Here is a 17,445-nt window from a genome sequence, read left to right as displayed (position 1 = left end):
GCGAGGTTGAATACCTTAAGGTTCACGAAGGAGTCAGTCATGTCTGAGCAAAATGAACACGCTGAAGGAAAAGCCATTTGCAATGAGATTGGCGGCGCGGTGCTGGAAGTTCTGGGCAGAAAAAGCGAGTTTGCCGTTCAGTCGTTGATTGATGTCTTGCAGGAAGCGCAAAACGATGGTCATCACTATGATGCCGAGCGTGAGCAGGGCATGGAAATGGCGATAAGAATTCTGCAGAAGTTTGCATAGCTATCCACGTGACAGCCGCTTTCCATGCCATCGCTTGTGATAAATTAGCCCTACAACTTCATGTATTGAGTTCAACATGCTGACCGGTCTGAATCACATCACTTTAGCTGTAAGCAATGTCTCTGAGAGTTTCACCTTTTATGTTGAGACGCTGGGGTTCACTCCACGCGCACAATGGAAGAACGGCGCTTATCTCTCGATAGGTGAGCTTTGGCTGTGCCTCTCACTGGATGCCGTTTCCATCGGTAAAGATTACACGCACTATGCTTTCAGCATTGAAGATGAAGTGTTTGAAGCGTTTGCCGAGAGGCTGAAAGCTTCAGGCGTGAAAGAATGGAAGGTCAACAAAAGTGAGGGGAAATCGCTCTATTTCCTTGATCCGGATGGTCACAAACTGGAACTCCATGTGGGCTCTCTGGAGAGTCGCTTAAAAGCCTGCAGGGCACAGCCGTATGAAGAGATGAAGTTCTATTGAGAGGAGAGGCCGCAGCTGGGGTGATTGCGATTGTGCATCGTCGCTCATGCTGGGCCACTCCTGCCGTTTAAGGCTAACCAAAAACACCCGCATACGCGCCGAAAGAACATAGCCCGCAAAGCACGATGGATAGCAACGCCGCAGAGAATGAGTACTTATTCATGACTAACCGCCTTAGAAATTAATGTATACGTAGTCTGAGCCTGGCAGTCATTCGTATAATGTAAACCCAGAGATTATCATTCAGATAAATCTATTGGATGTACGTAATCCCAGCGCTGGCGGGTATTGGTGTAAATAGATTGGCATCCCAAAGCCTGAGAATTTTGCCGCTTGGTTTATCGCTAACATCCCATCAGCTACAATGAAACCTGAGGACTAAGCGTAAGCCCGATTCTCAGGAGGTAATAGAATGGATAATTCAGACAAAATTTTAGGCGAGGCTGCTTATCAAATTCTCGCCCGCCGCGAAAAAATCAGTGTTGTACAATTAAATCAGGAACTGCATCGCATGGTCGATGAGGCTGAAACGCCGGACCGTAAACAAGCCATTTTGGCAGCGATTGACTGGTTGAACGATTATCGGCAACCCTCGTCAGAAGATAAGCGCAGCAGTTCACCGTTACGGCGTCTGAGTGAAAGCGCAGACAGCATCACACTATTGTCAGTTGAAAATACTAAAAAGTAGCGAGAGTACTTAACTCAAATATTGATCTCCGCTCAAAATACTTGTCGGAACAGATGATTAAGATTTTTCTGTTTCGGCAGGCTACCTCTCAGTTAATAGCACTTTTTGCAAAAAAGTGATCATCTGATATTGACTATATTCTTGTACAGATTTTGAAATAACTGTACAACTTTATCAGGTCAATTGCCTGACCCAACATGAGAGGGTTAACACATGCGTCAGAATGGATACACTCCGAACTCTTCAGAAGCTATTGCACAATATTTTAATAAAGCCTCATTGCCTTCTCAGCAAGAAACATTAGGCCAGATCGTGGTCGAAATCCTGAGAGAAGGCAAAAACCTGAATCGTAAATCACTTTGCACCAAGTTGCTTCGCCGCCTGGAAATTTCCTCCAACGCTGAAGAGGAACACCACTATCATCAGCTAATTGGACTGCTTTTCGACCGCGATGAGTGATTCAGTATTCAAGCGTAAGTTGTACAACATTACCGTTCTGAATTTGCAGGGTACTAGAATGAATTCTGGCTTGTGGCAGAAATTGCAATTTGCAGTCTGTTTACAGCAAAATTGCCATGCAGATGCCGTTATCAGAGAAGTATATGAATAGAAGTGAACGCCAGCAGTTAGTAGATGAAATTCTCGGTGAAGCCACACTGGTTCTGCTCCAGAGAGCAGGGCCCGTTTCTTTCCGTGCACTCATTGAACAACTTCAGGTTATGGAAGACCAGTCAGATGATACTGACAGGCGGCAATTGATCGCCCAGACAATTGTTGAAGTAAGGAAGAGCATTGCCGAAGGGGAACGAGTTAAACAACAGAGGGCGGAGGGAATAAATTCTGTCCAGCACTTGTACACGGACTCGCATCACTCAGGCAACAATAGAAAGCACTGATTATCACCTTGACTGCTATCAGTGATTAACCCCTGACAACACTAAGCTCGGAAACAAATCATGCACACATCAGAAGACATTTTTTCTGCGCTTGCCGATCAGGAACTGGCAGAACGTTTCCGCAATGCGGGACCGGGCTTGAAAGATGAGACGGCGGTGTTAGATGTTATCATCCGTAACGTGCTGGCATCGGAAGGTCAGATAACGAATAAAGCTATCATCATCAGTTTAATCCGTGCACTTGAATCAACTCAGGATGATTCTCAAGCCCAGCTTTTGCGCCAGACTCTTGAAATCGTTGTGGGTGTAACACCGGATGATTAATGACTGATTCATTAATAGCTCGCTTAAATCAGTGCATCATTTTAGAAAGTAAGCGGATAAGCGTTTCGTATTTTTCTCTCAAAACTGAATCCGCTTCATTGTCTTTGAGTTTTTGCAGGGCTAGCGAAATTTCATGCGTCTCAAAAGCTAAGCCTTCCCGGATAAACGCTGACACCGTGGTGCCTAACAACGCCAATATCTCTTGTGTAATCTGGCCATCATGCTTCACCGCGACTCCACACTCTGTATAAAAATACAGTGTGTCATATCTGAACCCCTACCGATACCCTAAAATAGCTGGATGTCCGGCATTCCTTATTTTCAAATAAAAATTTGTCCCCACACGCTATTGTAAATAAAGAGTTTAATCATTATTAACGCTGCGCTTATAAAGTTTATCCTCAACGACTCTAATTCGTGAATTTCTGGCAAAAATAGTCACTCTCTAAAAGATTCACCGGTGCCAACGTTTGATCAATCTAAACCTCCGTTACCACCAAACTCACCTTTTGCCCATTGCTTCATGACCATGTTTTCAACAAAACGATGGGGTGAAGTGATAGAAAATTCGTTTGCGCGATGAATAATAATGATTATCATTTACAGGTTGCAGGCTTGAAATCGCATGCATCTTTAGCAAAGCCAATTAAAACCCTACAAAGAATGTGATGAGTTCACACCCCATTTAAAAGTTGGAGTGGTTATGAATGGAGATAAAAGCGCGCATCAGTGCGTAGCGAACCCTCAAACAGACAGCCATTTTTCGCCCGCTATTGCTGTCTCATCAAAACATGATGATTGGCAACGGGCAGGGCATCAGGCTGCGCAGCGATTGCCGATGCCTGAGGTGATTGCTTCACTGGCTGCTTTCCAGACGGAGAGCGAGTCAATGGCACCGTTAATGATCTGGCAACTGCTACATGAACTGTCTTTTGTCTCCGATGATGGTTGGCTGATTGCGGATGTGCGCCAGCGAGCAGGGATTGACGACTGCTTCCAGTTTTTGCTGGAAAAATGGCACGGCATTCTGGAGGACGAAGGGATTGTGGAGCAGCGCGAGCAGCGTTGGTTTGCTGGGGATTGTGCACCGAGTCTGCCCTCCATCGAACAGCGTATTGATGATGGAAAAATTCGTCTGCGCCGTTGCCTGGACTGGCACCTTGAGGGAGATGACTTTCTTAACACATTATTCGCTGACCAATACATGCTATGCGAGGTGATGCGCTATCCACAGTTGGCACAGAGCCGATTATCACTGCACGAGGGTTGTCCCCTTGATCCTGCGATGCATCAAAGGAGCATGCTGGTGGATTACCTCGGCCAGATCGCCGCTTCACTGCTGCAAACGGCGTTGCAGGGTAATGATTTCCAGCAGGTGCTGGAGATTAACGCAAACACTGGCCATAGTGACCTGCATCCATTGCGGGATGAGCAAAAATGCCCATCGGCTCAGCTCGATGCCGTACTGGCAACCCAGGTGCTGCATACGACTCATCGCCTCGATGGCATACTTCAGGACATCTGGCAGGCATTGAAACCTGAAGGTGTACTGATTGTGGTGGAACCCACACAGGATTCGGCGCTGAGGTGGATAACCGCCGCTGCGGTGCTGCAGCAGGCAACAAAAGGACATGATTCGCATACGCTATCTCTTTCGCGTGAAACCTGGCTGCAGGCATTTGCGCATAATGGCTTCCATCATGTCGGCGATTGGCCCCAGCCGGGAACGGCACTGGCGTTTGCAGGACATCAAGTGTTTATGGTGCAGCGGTCAGGATGAATGATTGGGTGCTCGTGCTTTAGGGCATCGCATCCAAAACCCTAAATTGAGCCTCTAACAGGCCTGTGAAAGCGCTCTGATTTTAATCAAGGCCGAACGGGTATTAGCGCCAGACACCCAAGCAATACCAAATGCGCGGCGTACGCATGATAGAAAAATCGACGTGGCCAGATACGTAGCGAGTAAACGGCTGGCATCGCCGCAACCACACCAATCACCAGCAGTGGCAGCACCAAAGTCGGCAGGAAATCGTAAACGATGGCATCCTCCCACCACCCGTTGAGAACAGGCGGCATGTTAAGCCATGCCATCGCGGCAAAAAGAAGGAGCAGGAACATTCCATTCTCTGCTGCTCCTGAATGATATCTGGCGATAATGCACAGCAGGCAAAACACTAGCCCCGATACGCCGTAACTCGCCGGGGAAAGAGGCCAGGCAATCAGCAGTAATAATGCTACTCCCGCCATTGCGCCGTTTACACCCCAGCGTGCTGCCCAGCTGATTAGCTGAGTACATCCGGCATAAGCGAAGAGAATATTCAGCGCCAGCCAGGATTGGCCCTTCATCATAAAGGCCAGCCAGAATAATGGTTGAGTCACGATAGCCCAAAGCCATAATCTTCTTGTCCGCTGGCGTAAACGTATTGCATCAGCAGGTAAGTTAGCCGCCCAGAACAACGTGAACAGCGGAAACGCGATATGTCCGAATGCATATAAAAATGCACTTCGTCCACTTAATAATATGGTGTTGATGTGATCACCCAGCATCGCAACCAGTGCGATGGTTTTAATAATATCAGCCTGCAACGGGCTCAGGCTTTTAACCTGGTTTAAAGGCGAGCTAAACCTGAGTAAGGCAGAAAAAAGAGTCATGGATGATCACCGACAATTGTGCGTTGTTATAGTCAGTCAGAGACAGCGATTTGAACATTACAATGACAATAGTTGATAGTAAACCCCGTCATTATCTTAATATGGGGATTCAGCGAAAGGGGAGAGGGAGAAGATATCAATCAGTGTTTAATTTTTGGTGGGCGGAACACCCACCAAAAATGTTCGATAACTCAAATTAAACGGGGAAAGCCCGATTAGATAAGAAAATCATCGAGAGATTTGCCCGCATCAACAGCGGCTTTAATCACTGCTGGCGTGCGACCCTGACCGGTCCAGTGCTTCTCAACACCATCTTCCGTGTATTTATATTTAGCCGGACGTGGAGCACGTTTAGCGCGAGTCTTACCCGTTGGCGTTAATGCGCCCAGCAGTTCGTTCGGGTCAATCCCGTCCTGCAGCAGCAGTTCACGATATTTAGCCAGTTTCTCTTCTTTTTCACGCACGGCGGCTTCGCTGGCGTTGTTTTCTTCACGGCGCTCTGACACGACAACAGTGAATTTTTCCAGCATTTCTTCCAGATCTGCAAGCTGCACTTCACGTGCCTGCGCGCGAAGCGTACGGATATTGTTTAACGCTTTAAGTGAATCACTCATGAACTTCTCCTGAATATTTTGTCGCTGAACGAAATAAATTAAGTGGTGCAGTAGATAACAAATTAGGGATGAGTATATAGATGTTACCCTCGTTGCAGAAGTACAACACATCAGATATCAATAATAAAGCCCGCAAAGTGTCAATTTTTAGATATTTCTCAAAATTTCGGGGTGTGCCAGGCGTTGAGAAGTCGATAATTGCGCTTCGGACTCTAATTTAATCATCAGTGATTTTAGCGTTTGGTTATATTTTTAAGTATGTCTACGCAGAAAAACTTATGTTACCCGGTCACAATGATTGTCACGACCCACGGTGCGGAGGAAGCAAACGTTAATGGCTACTTAATTAATGACCGGATAAAGCGTTCCCTCGTTCAGATAACTTCACTATGCGTCACTGCTAAACATCATAACGGTATGCAAGATAGCTATGATGGATAGGGGCTCAATTTTGCGCGGTAAGGGATGCCGTGTGAAATTAGGGAATTAATTCATGCGGGAAAGATTCCAGGATTGATGCGTTTGAATGTGTATTCACATGTTCATGAAACGATCAAATTGATCACGTTTCACTTCACAATCTTCGCTCGATCTTTATGGACCTTTAAGCTTTGAGGGCGTTATAGGTCTTATCATTCTGCTTAAACGACCATCATTGTGCTTAGGGGAAATAGGCGAAGCCTTCAATCCAGCCCGGCCAACAACTCGTTTTCACACTGTGTTAAGCAATAGAATAACGGGATGACATTCACAAAATAGCTCCCCCATAATGACAGTACAAACCACACTACGCATGAGATCAGAATGAGCAGCACCAAACATTTTCGAATTGATGATGAAACCAAAAGATTGGCTATGCAGGCTGCTGAACGGGTCAATCTCAGCCTGACTGAGCTTATGTGTCAAAGAGCTGTTGAGTTAGCTGATGAAGAACGTTGTCATCAAAATCATGAGCACGATATCTTGCTTGAACAGCAAATCACCCAAGCTTTTGAGCGACATAATTCGGACCATGGGGAGTATATCAGCCATGAGGAGGTCACTTCTCACATGGATAAATTGAGAGAGCGTGCACAGCATGGGAAATTGTGAGCGTTGAAATTGTCTGGGATAGTTCGGCGGCTGCTAACGCTCACACGGACTCATCGTTAGGCGGCTCAATCCTTGTATGGTCTATTCGCCCCCATTCATCAGCCATTAATCCTCCCTTTCCACCTAAGTAAAAATTTGTGATCAACCACGATGATTTCCATTTTGTAATCGATTACTTTTATTTTATCGCATTTTGTAATCGATTACTTTCTGGAGGTTGGATATGGTTGCTGCAACACAAGGCACCGCGCAAGACCAGGCAATGCAGCGCATGCTGGTCCCACGGCTGTCACTGATGATGTTTCTTCAGTTCTTTATCTGGGGCAGTTGGTCGGTCACGCTGGGATTGGTGATGACCCAGCACAACATGTCATTGCTGATTGGCGATGCTTTCTCGGCGGGCCCGATTGCCTCCATTCTTTCGCCGTTTGTTCTCGGCATGCTGGTGGACAGATTTTTCCCTTCGCAAAAAGTTTTGGCGGTGATGCATCTGGCCGGTGCAGTGATTTTGTGGTTCGTACCTCAGGCGATGATCGCTGAGAACGGTGCGCTACTGATCGGCTTACTGTTCGGCTACACGCTGTGCTACATGCCCACGCTGGCACTGACCAATAATATTGCCTTCCACAGTCTCGCCAGCAGCGAGAAGAGTTTCCCGGTAGTGCGCGTGTTCGGCACCATTGGCTGGATCATCGCCGGTCTCTTTATCGGATTTACCGGTATTGCTTCTAGCGTTAGCGTCTTCACGGTGGCGGCGATTTGTTCCGTGGTACTGGCAATCTACAGCCTCACGCTGCCGCATACACCCGCACCCGCTAAAGGCCTGCCATTCAGACCGCGCGATCTGTTCTGCGCAGATGCGTTTGCCCTGCTGAAAATCCGTCACTTCTTCATTTTTTCGCTCTGCGCCACGCTGATTTCCATTCCGCTGGGCACTTACTACGCCTACACCGCTTCCTGGCTGGCCGACGCCGGGGTTGAAAACGTCAGCTCACTGATGTCCTTCGGTCAGATGTCTGAAATCTTCTTCATGCTGGTGATTCCGCTGCTGTTCCGCCGTCTGGGCGTGAAATACATGCTGCTGGTCGGTATGTGCGCGTGGTTTGTGCGTTACGCCCTGTTTGCCATGGGTATGGGCGAGGAGGGACGCGCACTGATTTGGCTTGGGATTCTGCTGCACGGCGTCTGTTACGACTTCTTCTTTGTCGTCGGCTTCATCTATACCGACCGCATCGCGGGAGACAAAGTCAAAGGACAAGCGCAGAGCATGATTGTGATGTTCACCTACGGCATCGGCATGCTGCTGGGCTCGCAAATCTCTGGCGCGCTGTATAACCATCTGGTCGCGGGTCAGGTGTCGGCTGCCAGTTGGGGCATGTTCTGGTGGATCCCGGCGATCGCGGCTGCCGTAATTGCCGTGTTGTTTATGTTCACATTTAAGTATCGCGATTGAGTTTTTGTTGTTACTGGAGGTGGTTTTTGAAAACGTTAAAAGGTCCGGGCATTTTCCTTTCACAGTTTATCGGCGCTGATGCCCCGTTCAATTCACTGGAAGGACTGGCGAAATGGGCATCCGCTTTGGGATTTCAGGCATTGCAGATCCCATGCAATCACCCGGCAATCTTCGATCTGCAACGCGCGGCCACCAGTCAGACCTACTGCGATGAGGTGCTGGGATTGCTGAAGCAGTATGGATTGAGTATCAGCGAATTATCGACGCATCTGGAGGGGCAGTTGATCGCCGTGCATCCTGCGCATGATGCCGCTTTCGATAATTTTGCACCGGCACACGTGCGCGGCAAGCGAGAAGCACGCACGGCCTGGGCGATTGAGCAGGTTAAACATGCCGCAGCCGCCTCCAGTAAGTTGGGGCTGACTGCGCATGCCACGTTCTCCGGCTCGCTCGCCTGGCCCTATGTCTACCCGTGGCCGCCGCACAACCCGCAGTTGCTGGATGAGGCTTTTAAAGAACTTGCTCGCCGCTGGCAGCCGGTGCTGGATGTTTATGATCAGCATGGCGTAGATGTGTGTTACGAATTACACCCGGGCGAGGATCTGCACGATGGCGCCACCTTTGAGCGTTTTCTTGAACAGGTAAAGCACCATCCTCGTTGCAATATCCTGTTTGATCCCAGCCATCTGCATCTTCAGCACATTGATTACCTGCAGTTTATCGATATCTATCACTCTCGTATCAAAGCCTTCCACGTCAAAGATGCGGAATATCAGCGCAACGGCCGCAGCGGGGTGTATGGCGGCTATCAAAACTGGATCGATCGCGCCGGGCGTTTCCGTTCGCCAGGCGACGGACAGATCGATTTCAAAAGCATCTTCAGCAAACTGGCGCAGTACGATTTCAACGGCTGGGCGGTGCTGGAGTGGGAATGCTGCCTGAAAGATGCGGAAACCGGCGCACGGGAAGGAGCTGAGTTCATTCAACGTCACATCATTCCGGTCGCCAGCCGCGCCTTCGATGATTTTGCCGCGCAAGATGACAACGGCAGTATCCGTGCGCAGCTCGGACTTAAGGAGGAGTCGTAAATGATTAATGTCGGGATTATCGGCAGTGGATTTATCGGCCCCGCACACATTGAGGCATTGCGGCGTCTGGGCAACATCAATGTTGTAGCGCTATGTGACTCATCGCTGGAGAAAGCACAAGCACAGGCGGCGCAATTGCACGTGCCGCACGCCTATAGTGACGTTGTCACCTTTCTGCAGCATCCAGATCTGCATGCGGTGCACAATTGCACGCCCAACCACCTCCATGCCGCCATCAATAAGCTGGTTTTGCTCGCCGGCAAACACCTGTTCTCGGAAAAACCACTTTGTATGACGATGCACGAAGCGCGTGAATTAGTGGCACTGGCAGAACAGGCAGGCGTGGTCAACGGTGTTAGCTTTGTGTACCGACAGTTTGCCATGGTGCAGCAAGCCGCGAGCATGGTGCGCAGCGGCGAAACGGGCCGCACCTTTGCCGTTCAGGGCAGCTACTTACAGGACTGGATGCTGGAAGAGACGGACTATAACTGGCGCGTGGAAGCCGACAAAGGCGGTGCATCGCGTGCGGTAGCGGATATCGGTTCTCACTGGTGCGACACCATTCAGTTTGTCACAGGCCGCAAGATAGTGGCAGTGATGGCCGATCTCGCCATCGTTTGGCCAACTCGCAAAGCCAATCTGGCGGGCCAGACAACCTTCAGTGCGCAGACACAGCAGGCTCAGTATCAGGATTGTCCGGTGAATACGGAAGATCTGGGATTTGTGCTGCTACGTTTCGACGATGGCAGTAAAGGCTGTTTGAGCGTGTCACAGGTGGCGGCGGGGCGCAAAAATCGTCTCTATCTGGAGGTGAGCGGCAGTCAGGCCTCGCTGGCGTGGGATCAGGAAGTGCCACAGCAGTTGTGGATCGGTCATCGTCATCAGGCCAATCAAACCCTGACGGACGATGCAGCATTGATGAACCGCGATGTAGCCGCTCGTGCCCGCTTTCCTGGCGGACACATCGAAGGCTGGCCAGATGCATTTCGCGCCATGATGCAGCAGTTTTATCAGGCGGTGGAGAAGGGTGAAATGCCGGCGCAAGATGAACGGCACTTTGCCGACTTCAGCGACGGCGCGCAGGTGATGGCCATCGTTGAGGCGATTGTACAAAGTCATCGCGATCAACGCTGGGTCGACGTCAGCATTTGATACACAGGCGCGTTTCGGCGCGCCTGAACTTCCGCATAAGCCAACCCGCCTAACTTATTGTCACGCGTCGATTTATGGTAGCCTGCAATTCAGAAACTGACGCAGGAAGTTGAGTCATCATGTCCATTCAGAAAATCGCGAAGCTGGCCGGTGTTTCCGTGGCCACGGTGTCACGCGTGCTTAACAACAGTGACACCGTTAAGGATAAAAACCGGGATAAGGTGCTGGAGGCCATTAAAGCCAGCAACTACCAGCCAAACCTGTTGGCTCGTCAGCTGCGTACGGCGCGGAGCTCCATGGTGCTGGTGCTGGTTTCTGATATCTCCAACCCGTTTTGCGCTGAAATCGTGAAAGGTATCGAAGAGCAGGCCGAGCAGAACGGTTATCGCATTCTGCTGTGTAACTCAGGGTCGGACATCAATCGCTCCCGCTCAAGTCTGCAGCTGCTGGCAGGCAAAATGGTGGATGGTGTGATCACCATGGACGCATTCACTACCTTAACTGAACTGACACAGCTGATTGGCAATATGCCCTGGGTGCAGTGTGCCGAGTACGCCGATGCCGGCGACATCTCCTGTGTCGGTATTGATGATGTCCATGCATCGCGCCAGCTGGTGGCGCATTTGGTGTCCAGCGGACGTAAACGTATTGCTCTGATCAATCATGATTTGAGCTATAAGTACGCCCAACTGCGTCAGCAGGGTTATCAGCAGGAGCTGGAACAACGTGGTCTGTCCTGGCAGGCGGTGAGTTACGCGAGTGAGCTGAGCTTTAATGCTGGCAAGCGCGCGATGGAAGCCTTACTCAGCGCCGATACGCAGCCTGATGCGATATTTGCCGTCTCCGACACACTGGCAGCCGGGGCGATGGCCGCCATTCAGGCCGCCGGGCATCGAGTCCCGCAGGATATCGCCGTTGCCGGCTTTGACGGGTCGGAACTGGCTGAAATGATCTCCCCGCCTCTGACCACCATCGCGCAGCCATCGCGCGATATCGGGCGTACCGCGTTCAGCCTGCTGCTACAGAAGATAGACGACCCGCAATCGCCAACTGAACGCGTCATGATGGACTGGCGCCTGATTGTGCGCGCCAGTGCCTGATCGCTTAATGCGGCAGTTTTTCCAGCGCCGCACGCAGATTCTGATGTGAAGTGGTGATGATGCTCCAGGCATCCTTCGGTTTATCGTGCTCGATGATAAACCACTTCACGCGGCTGGCTTTGGCGGCAGGCAGAATGGTTTTCCAGTCCAGCAAGCCTTCGCCCAGCGGCGCAAAATTCATCTCATCGTCGCGGATACCAATCGACGAATTATCCTTAGCGTGAATGGCATAGATCCGTCCCGGATACTCTTTCAAAATGCGCGCCGGATCCTGACCGCCGCGTGAAACCCACGCCGCGTCCATCTCCAGTTTCAGATTTTCTGCCCGTGAATGATTGAAGATGATCTCCAGTGCGGTCACGCCATCGTACTTTTTCATCTCGAAATTATGGTTGTGATAAGCGAGTTGCATGCCGTCTTTACGCAGTTTCGCACCGAGTTTATCCAGGCGTTGTGCATAGTCGATCCATGCTTTGGTGCTGTCAGGGCGATCTTCCGGTTTGATCCACGGAACCACGATGGTGTGATTGCCTACCGCTTTATTGAACGTGACGGTCTGCGCGTAGTCGCTTTCCAGTGCCGTTAATTGCACGTGAGAAGAGGTCACGGTCAGGTGATTTTTATCCAGCAAGGATTTCAGCTCTTTGGCTTCCAGACCATGGGTGCCTACCAGCTCAACGTGCTCGAAGCCCGCTTTATGAGCCATGGCGAACTGTTCTTCCGGGGTGCCAACGTTGCGTAAGGTGTACATCTGCAGTCCAATTTCATCTTCAACGCCTGCTGCTGACGCCTGTGAGGGCATTGCACTCAACATGGACAACATCCCAGCCAAAACCATCAATTTTTTCATCTTTATTCAGCTCCTTATAAAAAGTAATCGATTACAAATTAGCTTAAAGTAATCGATTACAAAATTATCCATGCTGATTTTGTGATCTGTGTTCAGATTATGAGGCGGTTAAAGTCGATGGTTTTGGTGACACTAAATATTGAGGCGTCACCAAGGCCCTAAAAATTGGGCACGTGCTACAGGAACTGGCAGCACGTGATATCCCGAGCACTTACTTCTCTAGCGTATTTTCCAGCAATGATGAAAGAGATGCGCCATGAGCGGTTAACGCATCGAAACTGCCAGATGCTGCGATTTGTCCGTTAGCTAACAGCAGGATGCGTTCGGCGGATTTCAGCATCGGGATACGATGCGCGATCATAATAAGGGTGCGGGTTTTGGGAAGAGACTCAAGGGCGGCAAGGATAAGGCGCTCATTTTCCCCATCTAAACCGGCAGAAACTTCATCCAGTATTATCACCGGTGCGTCACTGACTAAAGCTCGTGCCAACGCGATACGCTGCCGCTGGCCTCCCGACAAATTTTCGCCGCCTTTTGTGCAGATGGTTTGATAACTCTGTGGCAACGCGCAGATGAATTCATTCGCACAGGCGGATTTCGCTGCCTGTTCAATCTGGCTAAAGGTGGCATCGGGGCGGCCCAGGCGAATGTTGTTCTCAATGGTATCGTTAAACAGCCAACTCTCCTGCGATACCCATGCAATCTGCTGTCGCAACGTTTTCAGGCTAAATGCCGACAGATCTGTGCCATCGAGTGAAAGCGTACCTGATGTTGGATCGTAGAATCGCAGCAATAAATAGGCGAGGGTGGTCTTACCGCTTCCCGACATCCCCGTTATGGCCACTCTTTCTCCCGGTTCAATGGTGAAGCTCAGGTTATTCAGCACCGGGGTATCGCTTTGCGGGTAACAAAAACTGACGTTGTTAAATTCCAGTCGATGTCCGTTGGGGATAACTGAAGCCTGGCCGTCATGAACCTGTTCAGGTAGTTGCTGAAGTAAGAAGATGCGCTCGGCACTGGCTCTCAATGCGCCCCATTGCCCGCCGACCTGCAAAACTTCCAGCAGAGGAACCATTGCCGCGGCGCCAATACTGAGGATAAACGGCAGCCAGGTGAGCGGCAGACCCGTGTGGGGATGGGTGTAAAGACTGGCCACTAGCAATGCAATCAGTGAAAGCGCCATCAGGCCATCGCGTAATCCCTGCTCCAGTCCGCTACGCGCCCCGTATTTGCGTTGCGCGTTGTTTAATCTGGCGTTGGCCTGTTGCAACGTCATGCTGTAGCGACATTCAGCACCAAACATCTGAATGTCTCTCCAGCCCTGTGCGAGTTCGGCAATATGGCTGTTTAACACGCTTTTGCTTTCTGCAACGGCCTTCCCCTGTTTTTTCGCCCATCGCGCAGTAAACAACGGCGCCACGACAATCATCAACATACAAGGAAAAAAAATCACACACAGCCAGGGGCTCACGAACAGCAATATCACGAGGGCAATTCCAGGCATCAGAAACGCGGTGAGATAGTCCACCAGCATGTGCGCATAAAAACGCTCCATCAACTCGGCATCGCTGGTGGCTATAGCCGCTATGTCTCCCATACGTTGCTGATGTGAACGTCCAGGCGAAGCGCGTGCGATGCCATCAAAGATACTCATTTGCAGTGTTTCAATCAGTGCGAAGGCCAGGTCATGTGATAACCACGCCAGAGCCCAGCGGGATAGCGCGGTCAGTACCACGCTGAAGGCCAGAACAGCGGTGAAGAACCACAAGGTATCGGGCGATGAACCGCTGAGCACCAGGGTGCAGATCCAGCCCGCGATAATCATGCAGGTGAAGGTTGTGCATTGCGCCACGATCCCTGCTGCCAGTGTGGAGAAGAGCCGAGACTGATGTGCCCTGAGGGGCGAAAGCAGCGCTCGCCAAAGTGATGGGGCAACGGGAGGCGTGTTGGTGTTCAAAGGATTGTCTCCTGCGATTGAAGCAGCGAAGCGTAATAGCCGTTTTCAAACCTCAGACGGGCGGGTGAACCCTGTTCGATGATGTCACCGTCCTGCAGCACCACGATGTGATCGGCTTGCGCAATGGTGTTCAGCCGATGTGCAATGCTAATGAGTGTGCAATGACCGCTGAGTGATGAGATGACCCGTTGGATGGCTGCCTCGTTGACCACATCAAGATTCGAGGTGATTTCATCCAGAATGAGAATGGGGGACTGTTTGAGTAACGCGCGCGCGATAGCCAGTCGTTGCCGCTGCCCGCCGGACAACAGCCCGCCATTTTCCCCCACCAGTGTATTCAGGCGCTGAGGCAGTGATTGAACCCACTCTGCCAGTTGCGCCTGCTGCAATGCCTGCCAGATTTCCGCTTCAGTGACGTCAGGGCGGCCTAGCCGTAAATTTTCAGCCAGGGTGCCGTCAATCAAGAAAACCTGCTGCGACACCCAGCTGATACGACGGCGAAATGCGGCAATCGAAAGCTCACTGATCGGCTCATCCCCCAAAAAAATCGCGCCTGATTGCGGTGCGATAAATCGGGTGATCAGCTGAAACAGCGTGCTCTTGCCCGACCCTGAAGGTCCGATAAAGGCGGTGTGGCGATTCTCTGCAATGGTCAGCGTCAGGTTGTTGAAAAGCGGCTGATGCTGACCTGGCCAGCGATAAGTGATCGCCTCTAAATGCAGTGTGTTGCCAGCCGGCATCGGGTGGGGAAAGTCAGGGTCGTGGAGGGTGGCAGTGGAGGCGGCCAATTCCTGCATTGCCGGGCGCATCTCCTGCGCGGCCCACAAGGTATGGAATACCGTTTCCAGTTGAAGGATAGGGCGAAACGCCTCCCAGGTGATAAACAGCGTCATTAGCAACAGGGCGGGATCCACAGTACCCTGCATGGTGCGCCAGGCGTTGATGATAAGAAGCCCGGAAGTACCGAGTAGCGATACGAAGCGAGTGATACCGCCACGCATCATCGTCACTCGCAGGGTTGTCATGGATTCGCGGCGGAGTGATGCCGCGTGGTCTGCTATTTTGGCGCGAAAGCGTGGCACAGCATTACAGGCTTTCAGTGTCAGCATGCCGCGTAGCGCATCCATCAAATCCTCTGCAAACTGCTGCATGGCGGCAAACACACCCACAATATGCCGACGTTGCTGACGCATAAACAGATGATCCAGTACCGGACAGGCCACCATAAACAGCAGCAATATCGCGCCCGAGAACAAATCAAAACTGGCCAGGGTGATCACCGTGACGGCACCGCTAAGTAAAGCCAGCAGCAGCGCGGGCAGATAGCGGCTGTAAAATCCTTCCATTACTTCCACGCCCTCGACCAGCGTGGCCTGTAATTTTGTCGCTGAATGGTGTTGCATGACGTCAAAGCCCGGTGCCAGCAGAGGGCGAAACAGTTGCTGGCGCAAACGGGTGCGCACATTTGCGGCTAACTGCTCGGTTTGCATGGCCCTGAAACCCATCAACACGGCCCTGAGCAGTGCATTTCCCGTCAGCATCACCATCAGCGTCATAAGCGTATTAGATGTGGATGCGTTCAGCCCGATGATCAATTGCGTGAACAGCAGTGCCTGCAGCAGATAGCTGGCGGTGATCAGTATGCCTGACAGCAGGTTAAGCGACAGCGCGGGCAGGATCTGCGCCGTCAGAAGCTTCGAGGGTGATTTCATTGTGGTTTCTCCAAGGGCAGCGCAATACTGCGCTGCCCTGCAGTGCTTATTTCGCAGGCAGTGCCGTCCAGAATGTGCCCTTCAGCGGCACCGACAACCACTTGCTGGTCACGGTGTTTAGCGTCGCCTCAGGATGCACATCAGCAAACAGCGCGGGATGGAACATTTTCGCCATGGCCTCGATCCCGATGAAATAGAGCGGGCTGTCGAAGAAGAATAACCAGACGCCACCCGTATGCCCGGCTTTGACCGCCGGTAAATGGGCGATTTCTGACGCGGTCAGGAGATGCTGACTGCTCTGGGCGACCTGGTTTGCATCGGCTCCGGTGCCGATTTGTAATCCGTCGCGGCTCACGGCAGAGCCACCGCCCATCAGATAAAAATCAGGATTGCGTGACAGAATGTATTCCGGGTTCAGTTTGCCGATCGGCGCGCTCAGCATGTCGGCGCCAATGTTATGTCCACCTGCCGCAGCAATGAAATCGCTCATATTGCTGGGTCCAGAGGTAAAGCAGCAATCGCCTTTACCCGGATTGAGATGGAAAAATACCGAGGGACGCGTGCTGACATTTGCCAGGCGTTTTGCAACCTCATCCATGTGCTGTTGCCAGAACGCGATCACCTGTTCGGCCTGTGCTTCCTGGCCGAGTAACTGACCGAGCATCTTCAGACTCGGCACGGTGTTTACCAGCGGTTTACGGAAGAAATCAACAAACACATAGGGAATGTGGGCCGCATCCAGAGCATCGAGCCCCGGTGGAATCGGCCCATACAAGGTGAAGATAACCAGATCGGGTTTAGCCGCGATCGTCGCTTCCATAGAAAAGGTGCCGCTGTTCATGGTGCCCAGCACCGGTATGTGGCTAGCCGCGGGATACTGTTTTTTTATCGCCTCCCAGGTAGAAGGTGAGTAGCGCTGGAGATCGTCTCCCCAGCCCACCAGATTATGGAAAGGATCTTTCTCCAGCAGCGCCAGCGTAATGATGTGGCGACTCTCTCCCAGCACCACGCGTTTTGCTGAACCAGGCAGAGTCACCTTACGCTGCAGCATATCGGTGACCGTGATCGCTGCCCACGCTGAAGAAGCACTGCACATCAGGCAGAATGCGCACAGCAACATTATCAGGTTGGATTTTCTCATAA

Annotated in this window: 18 protein-coding genes; 11 read left to right on the top strand and 7 right to left on the bottom strand. The window is 51.2% G+C overall.

Translation table 11 applies throughout. The annotated features are described in order from the left end of the window. Window positions 1-39 precede the first annotated feature (39 nt). The 5 genes from LBW88_RS24940 (at window position 40) to LBW88_RS24920 (ending at window position 2,632) form a co-directional block, all read left to right on the top strand. A complete protein-coding gene (locus LBW88_RS24940) occupies window positions 40-249 on the top strand; it encodes a hypothetical protein (RefSeq protein WP_058962480.1) in 210 nt (69 codons plus the stop codon). 76 nt (window positions 250-325) lie between these two features. Beyond that, the gene (fos, locus tag LBW88_RS24935; protein ID WP_224934572.1) at window positions 326-724 is read left to right on the top strand and encodes a fosfomycin resistance glutathione transferase; all 399 of its coding nucleotides are present in this window, start codon (window positions 326-328) and stop codon (window positions 722-724) included. Between the two features lie 412 nt (window positions 725-1,136). Then, window positions 1,137-1,412, top strand: coding sequence for a hypothetical protein (locus LBW88_RS24930; protein WP_224934570.1), 276 nt, complete (start codon window positions 1,137-1,139; stop codon window positions 1,410-1,412). Between the two features lie 213 nt (window positions 1,413-1,625). Next, window positions 1,626-1,871, top strand: coding sequence for a regulatory protein YcgZ (ycgZ, locus tag LBW88_RS24925; protein ID WP_058962457.1), 246 nt, complete (start codon window positions 1,626-1,628; stop codon window positions 1,869-1,871). A gap of 497 nt (window positions 1,872-2,368) precedes the next feature. Continuing rightward, complete coding sequence (locus LBW88_RS24920) at window positions 2,369-2,632, top strand: biofilm development regulator YmgB/AriR family protein (RefSeq protein ID WP_224934568.1); 264 nt, start codon at window positions 2,369-2,371, stop codon at window positions 2,630-2,632. Window positions 2,633-2,660: 28 nt separating this feature from the next. On the opposite strand, the gene LBW88_RS24915 is transcribed toward LBW88_RS24920, so the two are convergent. Further along, complete coding sequence (locus tag LBW88_RS24915; RefSeq protein ID WP_224934567.1) at window positions 2,661-2,861, bottom strand: hypothetical protein; 201 nt, start codon at window positions 2,859-2,861, stop codon at window positions 2,661-2,663. Between the two features lie 474 nt (window positions 2,862-3,335). Here LBW88_RS24915 and LBW88_RS24910 point away from each other — a divergent pair, with 474 nt between their 5' ends. Next, window positions 3,336-4,412, top strand: coding sequence for a methyltransferase domain-containing protein (locus LBW88_RS24910; protein WP_224934565.1), 1,077 nt, complete (start codon window positions 3,336-3,338; stop codon window positions 4,410-4,412). A gap of 86 nt (window positions 4,413-4,498) precedes the next feature. Here LBW88_RS24910 and LBW88_RS24905 read toward each other — a convergent pair whose 3' ends face one another. Next, complete coding sequence (locus tag LBW88_RS24905; RefSeq protein ID WP_225031566.1) at window positions 4,499-5,284, bottom strand: TraX family protein; 786 nt, start codon at window positions 5,282-5,284, stop codon at window positions 4,499-4,501. Between the two features lie 215 nt (window positions 5,285-5,499). Then, window positions 5,500-5,898 (bottom strand): H-NS family nucleoid-associated regulatory protein, encoded by a 399-nt coding sequence (locus tag LBW88_RS24900; RefSeq protein ID WP_224934561.1) that lies wholly within the window; start codon window positions 5,896-5,898, stop codon window positions 5,500-5,502. An 804-nt stretch (window positions 5,899-6,702) separates the two neighbouring features. Here LBW88_RS24900 and LBW88_RS24895 point away from each other — a divergent pair. The 5 genes from LBW88_RS24895 to LBW88_RS24875 all read left to right on the top strand — a co-directional run bounded on the left by LBW88_RS24895 (window position 6,703) and on the right by LBW88_RS24875 (window position 11,783). Then, a complete protein-coding gene (locus LBW88_RS24895) occupies window positions 6,703-6,990 on the top strand; it encodes a damage-inducible protein J (RefSeq protein WP_224934559.1) in 288 nt (95 codons plus the stop codon). A 223-nt stretch (window positions 6,991-7,213) separates the two neighbouring features. Beyond that, window positions 7,214-8,443: an MFS transporter gene (locus LBW88_RS24890; RefSeq protein WP_224934558.1), complete on the top strand. Its 1,230-nt coding sequence runs from the start codon at window positions 7,214-7,216 to the stop codon at window positions 8,441-8,443. A gap of 26 nt (window positions 8,444-8,469) precedes the next feature. After that, window positions 8,470-9,531 (top strand): sugar phosphate isomerase/epimerase family protein, encoded by a 1,062-nt coding sequence (locus tag LBW88_RS24885; RefSeq protein ID WP_224934555.1) that lies wholly within the window; start codon window positions 8,470-8,472, stop codon window positions 9,529-9,531. Beyond that, on the top strand, window positions 9,532-10,683 hold the full coding sequence (locus LBW88_RS24880; protein WP_224934553.1) for a Gfo/Idh/MocA family protein: 1,152 nt from the start codon (window positions 9,532-9,534) through the stop codon (window positions 10,681-10,683). It begins immediately after the preceding gene. Window positions 10,684-10,802: 119 nt separating this feature from the next. Continuing rightward, the gene (locus LBW88_RS24875) at window positions 10,803-11,783 is read left to right on the top strand and encodes a LacI family DNA-binding transcriptional regulator (RefSeq protein ID WP_224934551.1); all 981 of its coding nucleotides are present in this window, start codon (window positions 10,803-10,805) and stop codon (window positions 11,781-11,783) included. Window positions 11,784-11,787: 4 nt separating this feature from the next. Here the strand turns inward: LBW88_RS24875 and LBW88_RS24870 are convergent, their stop codons facing one another. The 4 genes from LBW88_RS24870 to LBW88_RS24855 all read right to left on the bottom strand — a co-directional run bounded on the left by LBW88_RS24870 (window position 11,788) and on the right by LBW88_RS24855 (window position 17,443). Then, window positions 11,788-12,633 (bottom strand): sugar phosphate isomerase/epimerase family protein, encoded by an 846-nt coding sequence (locus LBW88_RS24870; protein ID WP_224934550.1) that lies wholly within the window; start codon window positions 12,631-12,633, stop codon window positions 11,788-11,790. A gap of 211 nt (window positions 12,634-12,844) precedes the next feature. Next, window positions 12,845-14,485, bottom strand: coding sequence for an ABC transporter ATP-binding protein (locus LBW88_RS24865; protein ID WP_224934548.1), 1,641 nt, complete (start codon window positions 14,483-14,485; stop codon window positions 12,845-12,847). A 101-nt stretch (window positions 14,486-14,586) separates the two neighbouring features. Next, a complete protein-coding gene (locus tag LBW88_RS24860) occupies window positions 14,587-16,302 on the bottom strand; it encodes an ABC transporter ATP-binding protein/permease (RefSeq protein ID WP_224934546.1) in 1,716 nt (571 codons plus the stop codon). Window positions 16,303-16,348: 46 nt separating this feature from the next. Further along, complete coding sequence (locus LBW88_RS24855; RefSeq protein WP_224934544.1) at window positions 16,349-17,443, bottom strand: ABC transporter substrate-binding protein; 1,095 nt, start codon at window positions 17,441-17,443, stop codon at window positions 16,349-16,351. Between the last annotated feature and the right edge of the window lie 2 nt (window positions 17,444-17,445).

It is taken from the genome of Pantoea sp. alder81 (assembly GCF_020179835.1).
In the GTDB taxonomy this organism is placed as follows: Bacteria; Pseudomonadota; Gammaproteobacteria; order Enterobacterales; family Enterobacteriaceae; genus Pantoea.
Note: the sequence above shows the minus strand (reverse complement) of the source record. Positions and strands in the feature narration are given on the sequence as shown.